The sequence below is a fragment of the Isoptericola dokdonensis DS-3 genome (genome assembly GCF_001636295.1).
Taxonomy (GTDB): domain Bacteria; phylum Actinomycetota; class Actinomycetes; order Actinomycetales; family Cellulomonadaceae; genus Isoptericola; species Isoptericola dokdonensis.
The window spans coordinates 1,105,773-1,119,840 of record NZ_CP014209.1; the positions used below are offsets into that span (position 1 = coordinate 1,105,773).

Sequence of the window (14,068 nt, forward strand, 5' to 3'; positions counted from 1 at the left end):
CCTCAGGAGCCGCCGAGCAGCGCCCGCACCCGCTCGGTGGCGGTGGCGACGACCTCGCCCACCGGGACCTGGACGGCCTCGCCGGCGCGCGGGCGCAGCTCCACCACGCCGTCGGCGAGACCCCGGCCCACGACGAGCAGCAGCGGCACGCCGAACAGCTCCGCGTCCGCGAACTTCACGCCCGGGGACACCTTGGGGCGGTCGTCGTAGACGACCTCCACACCCTCGGCGACGAGGCCCGCGGCGATCTGCTCGGCCGCCTCGAACACCTCGGCGCCCTTGCCCGTCGCGACGACGTGCACGTGGGCGGGGGCGACGTGGGCGGGCCAGGCGAGGCCACGGTCGTCATGGTTGGCCTCGGCGAGCGCGGCGAGCACGCGCGTGACGCCGATGCCGTAGGAACCCATCGTCACGACGGCCTGCTTGCCGTTGGGGTCGAGGACCTTGAGCTCGAGCGCCTCGGCGTACTTGCGGCCGAGCTGGAAGATGTGGCCGATCTCGATGCCGCGCGCGAGCTCGAGCGGGCCGGAACCGTCGGGGGCGAGGTCGCCGGCGCGGACCTCGGCCGCCTCGATCGTGCCGTCGCCCGTGAAGTCACGACCGGCGACGAGGTCGAAGACGTGCCGGCCCGGCGTGTCCGCCCCGGTGATCCAGCGCGTGCCGGGGACGACCCGGGGGTCGAGGAGGTAGCGGATCGCCGACCGGGTCTCCCCCGCCTCGTCGGTGACCTGCGCACCCTGCGGGCCGAGCACGCCCGGTCCGATGTACCCCTTGACGAGCTCGGGGTGCGCGGCGAAGTCCGCCTCGGTCGCGGGCTCGGCCTCGGCCGGGGCGAGGGCCGCCTCGAGCCGCTTGACGTCGACCTCGCGGTCGCCGGGCAGCCCGACGACGAGCAGCTCGCGGCTGCCGTCGGGCTGCTTGACGGCCAGGACGACGTTCTTCAGCGTGTCCGCGCCCGTCCAGGCCCGGTCCGCGCGGGGGTGGTCGGCGTTCGCGCACGCGACCAGGCTGTCGATCGTCGGGGTGTCCGGGGTGTCCTCGACGTGGGCGGCAGGCGCGTCGTCGTACGGCAGCGCGTCGGGCACCGGGGTGACGACGGCCTCGACGTTCGCCGCGTAGCCCCCGGCGGACCGGACGAAGGTGTCCTCGCCGATCGGCGACGGGGAGAGGAACTCCTCGGAGCGCGAGCCGCCCATCGCCCCGGACGTGGCCGAGACGATGACGTACTCCAGGCCCAGGCGGTCGAAGATCCGCTGGTAGGCACCGCGCTGCTTCTCGTAGGCGGCGGCCAGCCCGGCGTCGTCGAGGTCGAAGGAGTAGGCGTCCTTCATGATGAACTCGCGACCGCGGATCAGGCCCGCGCGGGGCCGCGCCTCGTCCCGGTACTTCGTCTGGATCTGGTAGAGCGCGACGGGGAGGTCCTTGTACGACGAGTACAGGTCCTTGACCAGGAGGGTGAACATCTCCTCGTGCGTGGGGGCGAGCAGGTAGTCGCCGTCCTTGCGGTCCTTCAGACGGAAGATGTTGGGCCCGTACTCCGCCCAGCGCCCTGTCGCCTCGTAGGGCTCCCTGGGCAGCAGCGCCGGGAAGTGCACCTCCTGGGCGCCGATCGCGGCCATCTCCTCGCGCACCACCTGCTCCACCTTGGCCAGCACCCGCAGGCCGAGCGGAAGCCACGAGTAGACGCCCGGCGCGGCGCGGCGGATGTAGCCGGCGCGCACCAGCAGCTTGTGGCTCGCGACCTCGGCGTCGGCCGGGTCCTCGCGCAGGGTGCGGACGAACAGGGAGGAGAGCCGCAGCAGCTCGCCGCTGCGGGGGGGCACGATCGACATGACGCACAGCCTAGCCGCGCAGGGCACGGCACCCGGACGCTCCCCGGCGGAGGTCGGTCGCCCCGACGAGCCACGGTCGGGGTGCGCCGCCGGGACGCGGACGCGAGGATGGGACGGTGCCCGAGCTCCCCGAGGTCGAGGCGCTGGTGCGGTTCCTCGGCGAGCGCACCGGCGGACACCGCGTCGTCGCCGCCGACGTCGCGCAGATCGCCGCGCTCAAGACGTACGACCCGCCCGTGCAGGCGCTCGTCGGGCGGACGGTCGTCGGGGCGGCCCGGCACGGTAAGTGGCTGGACCTCGCCCTCGCCGCGGACGGCGCCGGGCACACGGGGCCCGACCGGTCCGGAGACGACGTCCTGCACCTGGTGCTCCACCTCTCGCGCGGAGGCTGGGTGCGCTGGTCGGACCGGGCGCCCACGACACCGGTGCGGCCCCGGCTCGGCGGCAGCGGCGGCGGCCGTGCGGCGACGCTCGCCCTGCGCGTGCGTCTCGACGACGGTTCCGGCTTCGACGTCACGGAGGCGGGCACGCGCAAGCGCCTCGCGGTGCACGTGGTGCGCGAGCCCGACGACGTCGAGCAGGTGCGCACGCTCGGCGTGGACCCGCTGTCCCCGGCGTTCACCCCGGAGGCCTGGCGCGCGCTCGTGCGGGCCCGGAACCAGCAGGTCAAGGGTCTGCTGCGGGACCAGCACGCCGTCGCCGGGATCGGCAACGCCTACTCGGACGAGATCCTGCACGCGGCCCGGACGTCGCCGTTCCGGCTCACCGGGTCCATGACCGACGCGGACGTCGCCGCGTTGCGCGACGCCGTGATCGACACGCTGCGGGCGGCCGTCGAGGTGTCGGCCGGGCGGCCCGCCGCCGAGCTGAAGGACGCCAAGCGCCGGCACCTGCGGGTGCACGGCCGCACCGGTCAGCCGTGCGAGGTCTGCGGCGACACCGTGCGCGAGGTCAGCTTCGCCGACAGCTCGCTCCAGTACTGCCCGACCTGCCAGACCGGTGGCAAGCCCCTCGCGGACCGCCGGCTGTCCCGTCTCGTCCGCTGACGCCGCTCCGGCGCACCACTGTCAGAACAGGATCGTGGCGAACGTGCCGACCTGCTCGAAACCCACCCGTCGGTAGGTCGCCAGCGCCGGCGCGTTGAACGAGTTCACGTAGAGGGAGACCACCGGGGCGACCTGGCGCCGGGTGAGCTCCACCACCGCCGCCATGCCGGGCGCCGCGAGGCCCCGTCCCCGCAGCTCCGGATCGACCCACACGCCCTGGACCTGCGCCACCGGGCCCGCGACCGCGCCCAGCTCGGCCTTGAACGCGACCCGCACGGGGTCGTGGTCGTCCGGTTCGAGCCGGACGAACGACCGGTTCTCCGCGATGAGACCGCGCACCCGGGCGGCGTAGGCGCCGCCGCCCCCGCTCAGCGGCGAGTAGCCGACCTCCTCGGTGAACATGCGCACGCAGGCCGGCAGCACCAGGTCGAGCTCGTCGGGGCGCGACAGCCGCACCCCCGGGTCCGGCTCGACGTCGGGCGCACGGTCGATGGCGAGCGACGGCTGGTCCGCACGGATCTCGCGCGGCGCGGGCCACACCCGCGACAGCAGCTCCCACAGCCGCAGCACGACCTGCTGCTCGCCGACCACCGAGCTCGACCGTCGGCCGAGGCGGCGGGCCGCCGCCGCGAAGGACGCGACCGCGTCGTCACGCTCGGCGCGCCCGAGTGACGACGGCACGACGGGCACGATGTTGGCGCCGGCCCAGCACACGGCCTCGACCGGGCCCGTGCGCGGGTACCCCCACAGCTGTCCCCCGGACGCCGCGAGGCCGGCGCGCGCGGCGACCTCGACGCGCGCGGCCGCGAGCACCGACGCCACGGGGTCGGACGCGCACACCCGCCGGGCGTCCGCCAGGTCGGTCGCGCCGAGCACCCGCGCCGCGCCGCCGTCGGGTTGGTCCGCGAGCATCGCCCTGTGCCCCCAGCTCGTCGGTCGCCAGCTCATCCGCCGCCCCTTCAGGACACCGTGACGACGGGCGCTCCGGCCGCACCGCCGTCCGGCGCGGGCATCGACCCGGCGAGGCGCATCGCCTCGTCGATGAGCGTCTCCACGATCATCGACTCGGGCACGGTGCGCACCACCTCGCCCTTGACGAAGATCTGCCCCTTGCCGTTGCCCGACGCCACCCCGAGGTCCGCCTCGCGCGCCTCGCCGGGCCCGTTGACGACGCAGCCCATGACGGCGACGCGCAACGGGACCTCCATCCCCTCCAGGCCCGCCGTGACCCGCTCGGCGAGGGAGTACACGTCCACCTGGGCGCGCCCGCACGACGGGCACGACACGATCTCCAGCTTGCGCTCGCGCAGGTTGAGCGCCTGCAGGATCTGCAGCCCGACCTTGACCTCCTCGACCGGCGGCGCCGACAGCGACACCCGGATCGTGTCGCCGATCCCCTGGCTGAGCAGCGCACCGAACGCGGTCGCCGACTTGATCGTGCCCTGGAACGCCGGCCCCGCCTCCGTCACCCCCAGGTGCAGCGGCCAGTCGCCCCGCTCCGACAGCAGCTCGTAGGCGCGCACCATCACCACGGGGTCGTTGTGCTTCACGGAGATCTTGAAGTCGTGGAAGTCGTGCTCCTCGAACAGCGACGCCTCCCACACGGCGGACTCCACGAGCGCCTCCGGCGTGGCCCGGCCGTGCTTCTCCAGCAGCCGCGGGTCGAGGGAGCCCGCGTTGACGCCGATGCGGAGCGACACCCCCGCGTCGGACGCGGCACGCGCGATCTGGGCGACCTGGTCGTCGAACTTGCGGATGTTGCCCGGGTTGACGCGTACCGCCGCGCAGCCGGCCTCGATCGCGGCGAAGACGTACCGCGGCTGGAAGTGGATGTCGGCCACGACGGGGATCTGCGACTTGCGGGCGATGGCGGGCAGCGCCGCCGCGTCGTCCGCCGTCGGCACCGCCACGCGCACGATGTCGCAGCCGGCGGCCGTGAGCTCGGCGATCTGCTGCAGGGTGGCGTCGACGTCGTGCGTGGGCGTCGTCGTCATCGACTGGACGCTGACGGGGGCGCCGCCGCCCACCTCGACGTCACCGACGCGGATCCTGCGGGTCGGTCGTCGAGGCGCCAGCACCGGCGCCGGCGCGGCGGGCATGCCCAGGTTCACGGACGTCACCGACCCAGTATCGCCCGTCGTGGCCGGTGGCACACCCGCGCACACCCGATCGGCGCACGCCGTCGCACGTCCTTCACGATCAGAACAGCCGGACGGGATCGACGACGTCGGCCACCATGAGGACGGCACCCACCCCGATCAGCAGCACGAAGACGACGTAGGCGACGGGCATCATGCGCGCGACGTCCGCCGGGCCGGGCCGTTCGGCACCGCGCACCCGGGCCACCGTGCGCTTCGCGCCCTCGTAGAGCGCGTTCACCACGTGCCCGCCGTCGAGCGGCAGCAGCGGGATGAGATTGAACATGAACAGGGCGATGTTGAGCGACGCCAGCAGCATGAGCATGAGCTGCACGCGGGCGATGACCGTGTAGTCGTCGGCGCCCGCGGTGTCCACGGCGGCACGCCCCACCCCGACGACCGACATCACCGAGTCCTGCGAGCGCGGCTCGTCGGTGAACGCCTGGTAGGCGGCGTCGTAGACGCGCACCGGCAGGGTGACGATCGCCTCGGCCGTGCCGGACACCTGGAGCCACACCGCCTCCGGCACGGTGGACACCGGCAGGGGCTGCCGCTCGACCTCGGACGTCACGCCCAGCAGGGCGCCGTCGATCATCACCGGCTCCCCCGCGTCGTCCGTCACGGCGTAGCCCTGGTCGTCCGTGAGGGGACGCTCCGCGGGGGTCGGCGTGACCTCGAGGGCGACCTGCTCGCCGTCGCGCTCCACGACCATCTCGACCGTCTCGCCGGCGCGGTCGTTGACCATCCCGACGAGCTGCGTCCACTCCTCGACGGGCGCGCCGTCGAAGGAGACCACCTCGTCGCCGGGGAGCATCCCGGCCGACGCGGCGGCCGAGTCGTCGCCCACGGACTCCACCGTGGTGGTCGCCGCCGGCATGCCGATGCCCAGGAACACCACCGCCAGCAGCACCACGGCGATGACGAGGTTCATCACCGGGCCGCCGAGCATGACCACGAGCTTCTTCGGGGTCGAGAGCTGGTAGAAGGCGCGGTGCTCCTCACCGGGACGGATCTCGCTCACGCTGGCGTCCCGCGCGTCCGCCACGATGCGGGAGAAGAACCCGTCGCGCGGCCGCGTCCCCGCCGGGGCGGGCGGCATCATCCCCACGAGCCGGACGTAGCCGCCGAGCGGGATCGCCTTGAGGCCGTACTCGGTCTCGCCCTTGCGCCGCGACCACAGCGTCGGGCCGAACCCGACCATGTACTCGCTGACCCGGACCCCGAACTTCTTGGCCGGCACCATGTGCCCGACCTCGTGCAGCGCGATCGAGACCAGGATGCCCAGCACGACCACGACGATGCCGACGACAGCGGGAAGGATGTCCACGGGTCGAGCGTAGGACACCGCGGGGGCGCCCGGCACCGGTCGGGTCGACCGCCTGCGCAGATGCGGTGAAGGGTTGCGGGACGCCCCGCCCGCGCCGTCTCAGCGGGCCAGCAGCTCGTCCGCCCGCGCGCGGGCCCACCGCTCGACGTCCTCGACGACGTCCACCGTCACGACGTCCGCCGCGAGGCCCTCGTGCTCGCCCAGCACCTGCGCGACGACGTCGACGATCGCGGCGAACCCCGCCCGGCCGGCGAGGAACGCCGCGACCGCCTGCTCGTTCGCGGCGTTGAGCACCGCGGGATGGGTCGCGGACGCCGCCAGCGCCGCGCGCGCCATGCCGACGGCCGGGAAGGCGTCGTCGTCGAGCGGCTCGAACGTCCACGTGGCGGCGCGGGTCCAGTCGCAGCCCGGGACGACCGCGTCGAGCCGCTCCGGCCACGACAGCCCCAGCGCGATGGGCAGCCGCATGTCCGGGGGCGACGCCTGGGCGAGGGTGGAGCCGTCGCGGAACTCGACCATCGAGTGCACGACGGACTGCGGGTGGACGACCACCGTGACGTCCTGCGCGGGGACGTCGAAGAGCAGGTGGGCCTCGATCAGCTCTAGCCCCTTGTTCATCAGGGTCGCGGAGTTGACGGTCACCACCGGCCCCATCGACCAGGTCGGGTGCGCCAGGGCCTGAGCGGGCGTCACGTCCCGCAGCTCGGCGCGGGTCCGGCCGCGGAACGGCCCGCCGGAGGCGGTGAGGACGAGCCGGCGCACCTCGTGGCGGGCCCCGCCGCGCAGCGCCTGCGCGATCGCCGAGTGCTCGGAGTCGACCGGGACGACCTGTCCCTCGCGGGCCGCGGCACGCACGAGCGCGCCCCCGACGACGAGGGACTCCTTGTTCGCCAGCGCCAGGGTCGAGCCGGCCGCCAGCGCGGCGAGGGTCGGCCGCAGCCCGACCGACCCGGTGATCCCGTTGAGCACCACCGCGCTGCCACGCCCCGCGAGGTCGGCGGCCGCGGACGGACCGGTGACGACCTCGACGCGGGCGGCCGCGGGCCCGAGCCGGGCGGCCAGGGCGTCCCGCAGCGCTGGGCCGGCGTCCGGGTCCGCCAGCCCCACGACCCGGACGCCGAAGCGCGCGGCCTGCTCGGCGAGCACGGCGACGTCGGAGCCTGCGACCAGGGCGTCCACGACGAACCGCCCCGGGTGCGCGGCGACGACCTCCAGCGCCTGCGTCCCGATGGAGCCGGTGGAACCGAGGACCGTCACCGTGCGCGTCATGTCCGCCATCCTGGCAGCATCCGCGCCGCACGCCGCGGCGTCCCGCCCGGCACGCCGTCGACCGGCCGCCGGGCCCGCACCGCGACCGGACTCACTCCACGCCGAGCAGCACCTCGATCGCCCGGGCCAGGAACCTGTCCACCGACGCCTCCGCGTAGGCCTCCGCGCCCTTCGCCCGGCCGAACGTCGCGGACCGGACCTCGGCGGCCGTCAGCGGCTCCTGCCGGTCGAAGTAGCCGACGAGCCGGTCGCACAGCGCGTCGACGTCGTCGATGTCGTAGCCCTGCTGGCCGCGCTCCGCCGGCGCGAACTTCTGGCCGTCGCGCCGGCCGAGGCGCGGGTACAGGGTGCGGGCCCGCTCGGCCAGCGCGCCCATCCACGCGTCCTGGCCGTGCTGGTTCACGAACTCCGCGCGCTGGCGGGCGATGAACGCGCCCTCCAGGCGGTCCAGGGCTGCGTCGACCTCGTGCGTGTTGTACCCGCCGCGCACCAGCTCGAACGTCGAGCTCGCGATGTCGGCGTTCGTCATCGGCTCCGGCGTGCGGCCCTCGTAGGCCTGCCGGGCGTGGTCGAAGAAGTCGTCGACCTCGTCGGGGTCGTACCCGGTGCTGATCTTCGACACGGTCGAAAAGAGCGTGCTCACTCGTCGTCCTCCTCGGCGGCCAGCTGCCCGCAGGCGCCGTCGATGTCGCTCCCGCGGGTGTCACGGATCGTGGTGGGGATGCCGTGCCCGCGCAATCGTGCCACGAACTCGTCCTCCACGGAACGCTCGCTGGCGGTCCAGATCGACCCGGGCGTCGGGTTCAGCGGGATCGGGTTGACGTGCACCCAGCCGCGGCCGCGCTCGTTGAGCTTGCGGCCCAGGAGGTCGGCGCGCCAGCCGTGGTCGTTCATGTCCTTGATCAGCGCGTACTCGATCGAGACGCGACGCCCCGTGACCTCGAAGTAGTGGCGCGCGGCGTCCAGCACCTCGTCCACCGAGAACCGGGTGTTGATCGGCACCAGCTCGCTGCGCAGGTCGTCGTCCGGGGCGTGCAGGCTCAGCGCGAGCGTCACGGGGATGCCCTCGTCCGCCAGCCGGCGCATCGCCGGCACCAGGCCCACCGTCGACACCGTGACGTTGCGGGCCGACATGCCGAAGCCCTGCGGCTCCGGGGCGACCAGGGCGCGCACCGTCTCCATCACCGCCCGGTAGTTCGCCAGCGGCTCGCCCATGCCCATGAAGACGAGGTTGTTCAGGCGCGCCCGGCCCCCGGGGACCTCGCCGCGGTCCAGGGTGCGGAACGCGGCCCGGACCTGCTCGAGGATCTCCGCCGTCGACAGGTTGCGGGTCAGGCCGAGCTGCCCCGTCGCGCAGAAGGGGCACGCCATGCCGCAGCCCGCCTGCGACGACACGCACAGCGTCGTGCGGTGCGGGTAGCGCATGAGCACCGACTCGACCTTCGCGTCGTCGAACAGGTGCCACAGCGTCTTGACGGTCGTGCCGCCGTCCGCCTCCATCCGGCGCGTCGGCCGGATCAGGGGCGGGAACATCGTCGTCGCCAGGGCGTCACGGGTCGCCTTGGGCAGGTCCGACATCTCGGCCGGGTCGGACGTGTAGTGGGTGAAGTAGTGCGCCGCGAGCTGCTTGGCCCGGAACGGCTTCTCCCCCATCTCCACGACGGACGCCGCCCGCTCCTGGGGCGTGAGGTCCGCGAAGTGGCGCGGCGGCTTGCCGCGACGGCGCGGGGCCATCTGCAGCGGGATCGCCGGCGTCTCGTCGGACGGCCGCACGGCGGGGACGCCGAGGGCGGTCGTGGTCGGGTTGTCGTGGGGTGCCACGGGAGGCTCCTGAGGTCAGACGGTGGTGGCCAGGACGAGGTACACGAAGGGCGCGGTGACCACCAGGGAGTCCAGGCGGTCCAGCACGCCGCCGTGCCCCGGGAGCAGCGAGCCCATGTCCTTGAGGTCCAGGTCGCGCTTGATGAGGGACTCGGCGAGGTCGCCCGCCGTGGCGGTGACGGCCGTGAGGACACCGAGGGCGACGCCCAGCAGCCACGACGAGTCCAGGACCCACAGCGAACCGCCGACGCCGACGACCACGGCCAGGACGATCGACCCGGCCAGGCCTTCCCAGCTCTTCTTGGGACTGATGGACCGGGCCAGCGGGTGCCGGCCGAACATCACGCCGGCGACGTAGCCGCCGACGTCGTTCGCCACGGCCAGCAGCACGAACAGCACGACCCGCAGCTCGCCGCGCGGCTGGTCGAGGATCAGCAGGACGAAGCCCGCCAGGAAGGGCAGGTACGTCGCGGCGAAGACCGCCGCGGCCGCGTCCCGCAGGGCCCGCGGACCCGAGCCGTCAAGCACGCGCCAGACGACGACTCCCGCCACGGTCAGCACGAACGCGACGAGCAGCGCCTCCGGCCCGGCCGCGTACGCGGACACGGCCATCCCCGCCCCGCCGACGAGCAGCGGCGTCAGCGGGACGTGGATCTCGCGGCGGGCGAAGGCCGCCCGCAGCTCCCACAGCGCGGCGCTCTGCGCCACCACCACGAGGGCGACGAACGGCTCCGGCCGGAACCAGAGCGAGGCGGCGAGCAGCGCGAGGAGCCCGACGCCCACCGCGATCGCCGCCGGCAGGTTGCGGCCGGCACGGGAGGTGCGCTGCGCGTCGACGGGTGCCATCAGACCTCGAGCAGCTCGCTCTCCTTGCCGGCGAGCAGCTGGTCGACCAGCTCGACGTGCTTCTTGGTGAGGGCCTCGAGCTCCTTCTCCGCCCGGGCGCCCTCGTCCTCGCCGACCTCGCCGTCCTTGACCAGACGGTCGATCTGCTCCTTGGCCTTGCGGCGCACGCCGCGCACCGAGACGCGCGCGTCCTCCGCCTTGCCCTTGGCCATCTTCACGTAGTCACGACGCCGCTCCTCGGTGAGGGCGGGCATGACGATCCGGATCGCGTTGCCGTCGTTCGACGGGTTCACGCCGAGGTCCGACTCGCGCAGGGCCTTCTCGATGGTCGTCATCGAGCTCTTGTCGAACGGCGAGATGAGCACTGTGCGCCCGTCCGGGATGTTGAACGACGCGAGCTGCTGCAGCGGCGTCGGGGCGCCGTAGTAGTCCACCATGAGGGAGGAGAACATCCCCGCGTTCGCCCGACCGGTGCGGATCCCGGCGAACTGTCCCTTGGCGACCTCGATCGCCGTGTCCATCTTCTCCTCGGCCTCGAGGAGGGTCTCGTCGATCACCCGGTGCTCCTTGTTCGTTCGCGGTTCGTGGTCTGGATGGTCGGTCAGCGCGTGGTGATCGAGGTGCCGATCTGCTCGCCCAGCAGCGCACGGGTCACGTTACCCGTCTCCTCGAGCCCGAAGACGCGCATCCGCACGTCGTTGTCCCGGCACAGGGCGAGCGCGGTGTCGTCCATGACGCCCAGTCGCTGCACGAGCGCGTCGGTGTAGGTGACGTGCGCGAGCCGCTGCGCGTCCGGGTTGGTGCGCGGGTCGGCCGAGTAGACGGCGTCCACGCCGTTCTTGCCCATGAGCACCTCGTCGCAGTGGGTCTCCAGCGCGCGCTGCACCGAGACGGTGTCCGTCGAGAAGTACGGCATGCCGGCCCCGGCGCCGAAGATGACGACGCGGCCCTTCTCGAGGTGCCGGATGGCCCGCAGCGGGATGTACGGCTCGGCGACCTGACCCATCGTGATGGCGGTCTGCACGCGGGTCTTGATGCCGTCCTGCTCGAGGAAGTCCTGGAGCGCGAGGCAGTTCATGACGGTGCCGAGCATGCCCATGTAGTCGGCGCGCGCCCGGTCCAGACCGGCGCGCGACAGCTCGGCGCCGCGGAAGAAGTTGCCGCCGCCGACGACGATCGCGACCTGCACGCCCCGGCGGACCGCGTCACCGATCTCCTGCGCGACCCGACGCACCACGTCGGTCGCCAGCCCCACGGCGCCGCCGCCGAACGCCTCGCCGGAGAGCTTCAGCAGCACCCGGCGGGTGTCGGCGCCCTCGAGCACCGGCTGCGGGCTCAGGGCCTCGGTCTGGTCGATCTGGGTCATGCCACCGTCCGTCTCTGTCGACGCCCGGGACCGCACGACCCGGGACGAGGTCTCCTGGCGCATCCTGACACCGGATGCCCGGACCCGCCCCCGCAGCCACGGCCGGGAGCGAGCATGCGACGGCCCGGCCGCACCGCGGTGCGACCGGGCCGTGACGCGTCAGTTGCCGACGCGGAAGCGGACGAAGCCCTTGAGCTCGCCACCCGTGGCGGCGACGTGCTTGCCCACCGTGGTCTTGGTGTCCTTGGCCAGCGGCTGGTCCACCAGGACGGCGTCCTTGAAGAAGCCGTTGAGGCGACCCTCGACGATCTTCGGCAGCGCGGCCTCGGGCTTGCCCTCGGCGATCGACACCTCGCGGGCGATCTCGCGCTCCTTCTCGACGACGTCCGCCGGGACGTCCTCACGGGTGAGGTACGTCGGGGACAGCGCGGCGACGTGCTGCGCGACGTCCTTGGCCGCGGCCTCGCCGGCCTCGTCGGTGACGACGAGGACACCGATCGACGGCGGGAGGTCCTTGGCCGTCTTGTGCAGGTACGCGGTGACCTTCGGGCCCTCGACGCGAGCGACGCGACGCAGCACGACCTTCTCGCCCATCGTGGCGCCCTGCGCCGCGATGGTGTCGCCCACAGTGCCCTCGGCGGCCGGGGCGGCCAGGGCCGACTCGGCGTCGGTCGCGCCGGCGGCGTCGGCAGCCTCGAGGACGGCCTCGGCGAGCGCGATGAACTTCTCGTTCTTGACGACGAAGTCCGTCTCCGCGTTCAGCTCGATCATCGTGGCGGTCTGGCCGCCGTCGACGTCGGAGACCTTGACGGCCACGAGGCCCTCGGAGGTCGCGTTGCCCTCACGCTTGGCGGCGCGGGCGAGGCCCTTCTTGCGGATGATCTCGACGGCCTTCTCGGCGTCGCCGGCAGCCTCGTCGAGGGCCTTCTTGACGTCGAGCATGCCGGCGCCGGTGCGCTCGCGCAGCGCCTTGATGTCAGCGGCGGTGTAGTTCGCCATGGGGGTGTCCTCCGTGCAGGTGGGTCGGGATGCGGTGGGCGGGGTGCGGGCCGGCCGACGTGCGGCCGGCCCGCACCGGGCTCACTCGGACTTCTCGGTGCCCTCGGCCTCGGCCTCGGCCGGAGCGGCCTCGACGGTGGCCTCGGCCTCGACCGGAGCCTCCTCCGCGGGAGCGGCCTCGGCCTCGGCCGGAGCGGCCTCCGCGGGGGCGGCCTCGGCCGCGGCGTCCGCCTCGGCACCGGCGAGGAGCTCGCGCTCCCACTCGGCCAGCGGCTCGGCCTCGGCCTCGGCGGCGTCGCCCTTCTTGCCGGAGGCGCGCTGCATGAGGCCCTCGGCGACGGCGTCGGCGATCACGCGGGTGAGCAGCGTGACGGAGCGGATCGCGTCGTCGTTGCCCGGGATCGCGAAGTCGACCTGGTCCGGGTCGCAGTTCGTGTCGAGGATCGCGACGACGGGGATGCCCAGCTTGCGAGCCTCGTCGACGGCGAGGTGCTCCTTGTTGGTGTCCACGATCCACACGGCCGACGGCGTCTTGGCCATGTCGCGGATACCACCGAGGGTGCGGGCGAGCTTGTCCTTCTCGCGACGCAGGACCAGGAGCTCCTTCTTCGTCAGGCCCGAGGCCGCGACGTCGTCGAAGTCGATCTCCTCGAGCTCCTTGAGGCGCTGGAGACGCTTGTGCACGGTGGTGAAGTTGGTCAGCATGCCGCCGAGCCAGCGGTGGTTCACGTAGGGCATGCCGACGCGCGCCGCCTGGTCCGCGACGGGCTCCTGCGCCTGCTTCTTCGTGCCGACGAACAGGATGGTGCCGCCGTGGGCGACGGTCTGGGAGACGAACTCGTAGGCGCGGTCGATGTACGACAGCGACTGCTGGAGGTCGACGATGTAGATGCCGTTGCGCTCGGTGAAGATGAAGCGCTTCATCTTCGGGTTCCAACGGCGGGTCTGGTGCCCGAAGTGGACACCGCTCTCGAGGAGCTGGCGCATGGTCACGACGGCCATGACACGTCCTTTCGCCGCACACCCCGGGATCAACCCGGTGGCGTGCGCGTCGGCGGCCGCCCCGGCAGGGCGGACCGCGGTTCCGGTTGTCGGCAGCGGGCATCGGGCCCGTCACCCCTGGCGTCACCCCGCGTCGGCACCGACCGGGGCAGGACGCCTCGGGCGGACCGCTGCCGACGCGACCGCGCCGCCGACGCCGGGTGGCCCCGGCTCCTGCGGCACGTCCGTGACGCGCGATGTCGACCGGTACCCGCACGTCTCCCCGGGGACAGGCCGGAGGCCTGGACAGGGGTGGGTGCGGACACGGTTGGTCGCACCGGAGAGTCTACCCGACCGTCCCGAACGCCGGGACCGGACCCCGACGTGGCGTACGGCACCCCTGCGGGCGTCCACCGCCGCCGCGACGACGACCCCGTCCACCG

The 14,068-nt window shown here is 73.5% G+C and carries 13 protein-coding genes; 1 reads left to right on the plus strand and 12 read right to left on the minus strand.

The window, feature by feature from the left end; genetic code table 11:
- Window positions 1-2 precede the first annotated feature (2 nt).
- On the minus strand, window positions 3-1,832 hold the full coding sequence (locus tag I598_RS05260) for a proline--tRNA ligase (RefSeq protein WP_068201902.1): 1,830 nt from the start codon (window positions 1,830-1,832) through the stop codon (window positions 3-5).
- Window positions 1,833-1,948: 116 nt separating this feature from the next.
- Between I598_RS05260 and I598_RS05265 the strand changes: the two genes are divergently transcribed.
- Complete coding sequence (locus I598_RS05265) at window positions 1,949-2,878, plus strand: Fpg/Nei family DNA glycosylase (RefSeq protein ID WP_068201904.1); 930 nt, start codon at window positions 1,949-1,951, stop codon at window positions 2,876-2,878.
- Window positions 2,879-2,899: 21 nt separating this feature from the next.
- Here I598_RS05265 and I598_RS05270 read toward each other — a convergent pair whose 3' ends face one another.
- The 11 genes from I598_RS05270 to rpsB form a co-directional block, all read right to left on the minus strand.
- Window positions 2,900-3,826 carry a GNAT family N-acetyltransferase gene (locus I598_RS05270; protein WP_232314268.1) on the minus strand — a complete coding sequence of 309 codons (927 nt, stop codon included), beginning with the start codon at window positions 3,824-3,826 and terminating at the stop codon, window positions 2,900-2,902.
- Between the two features lie 11 nt (window positions 3,827-3,837).
- The gene (gene ispG, locus I598_RS05275; RefSeq protein ID WP_068204968.1) at window positions 3,838-4,977 is read right to left on the minus strand and encodes a flavodoxin-dependent (E)-4-hydroxy-3-methylbut-2-enyl-diphosphate synthase; all 1,140 of its coding nucleotides are present in this window, start codon (window positions 4,975-4,977) and stop codon (window positions 3,838-3,840) included.
- A gap of 100 nt (window positions 4,978-5,077) precedes the next feature.
- Window positions 5,078-6,343 (minus strand): M50 family metallopeptidase, encoded by a 1,266-nt coding sequence (locus tag I598_RS05280; RefSeq protein ID WP_083973540.1) that lies wholly within the window; start codon window positions 6,341-6,343, stop codon window positions 5,078-5,080.
- A 99-nt stretch (window positions 6,344-6,442) separates the two neighbouring features.
- Window positions 6,443-7,612, minus strand: coding sequence for a 1-deoxy-D-xylulose-5-phosphate reductoisomerase (gene dxr / locus I598_RS05285; protein ID WP_068201909.1), 1,170 nt, complete (start codon window positions 7,610-7,612; stop codon window positions 6,443-6,445).
- A gap of 91 nt (window positions 7,613-7,703) precedes the next feature.
- On the minus strand, window positions 7,704-8,255 hold the full coding sequence (locus tag I598_RS05290) for a DivIVA domain-containing protein (protein WP_068201910.1): 552 nt from the start codon (window positions 8,253-8,255) through the stop codon (window positions 7,704-7,706).
- Entirely contained in the window at window positions 8,252-9,346 is a 1,095-nt protein-coding gene (gene rlmN, locus I598_RS05295; RefSeq protein ID WP_068204974.1) for a dual-specificity RNA methyltransferase RlmN, read from the minus strand. The genes I598_RS05290 and rlmN overlap by 4 nt, the downstream gene beginning before the upstream one ends.
- Window positions 9,347-9,448: 102 nt before the next feature.
- Window positions 9,449-10,279: a phosphatidate cytidylyltransferase gene (locus I598_RS05300; RefSeq protein WP_068201912.1), complete on the minus strand. Its 831-nt coding sequence runs from the start codon at window positions 10,277-10,279 to the stop codon at window positions 9,449-9,451.
- Window positions 10,279-10,836, minus strand: a complete 558-nt coding sequence (frr, locus tag I598_RS05305) for a ribosome recycling factor (protein WP_068201914.1) — start codon at window positions 10,834-10,836, stop codon at window positions 10,279-10,281. Before frr ends, I598_RS05300 begins: the two co-directional genes overlap by 1 nt.
- Window positions 10,837-10,880: 44 nt before the next feature.
- Window positions 10,881-11,645 (minus strand): UMP kinase, encoded by a 765-nt coding sequence (pyrH, locus tag I598_RS05310; RefSeq protein WP_083973542.1) that lies wholly within the window; start codon window positions 11,643-11,645, stop codon window positions 10,881-10,883.
- A 159-nt stretch (window positions 11,646-11,804) separates the two neighbouring features.
- On the minus strand, window positions 11,805-12,644 hold the full coding sequence (gene tsf / locus I598_RS05315; RefSeq protein WP_068201915.1) for a translation elongation factor Ts: 840 nt from the start codon (window positions 12,642-12,644) through the stop codon (window positions 11,805-11,807).
- Window positions 12,645-12,725: 81 nt separating this feature from the next.
- Window positions 12,726-13,646: a 30S ribosomal protein S2 gene (rpsB, locus tag I598_RS05320; protein WP_068201918.1), complete on the minus strand. Its 921-nt coding sequence runs from the start codon at window positions 13,644-13,646 to the stop codon at window positions 12,726-12,728.
- Window positions 13,647-14,068 lie beyond the last annotated feature (422 nt).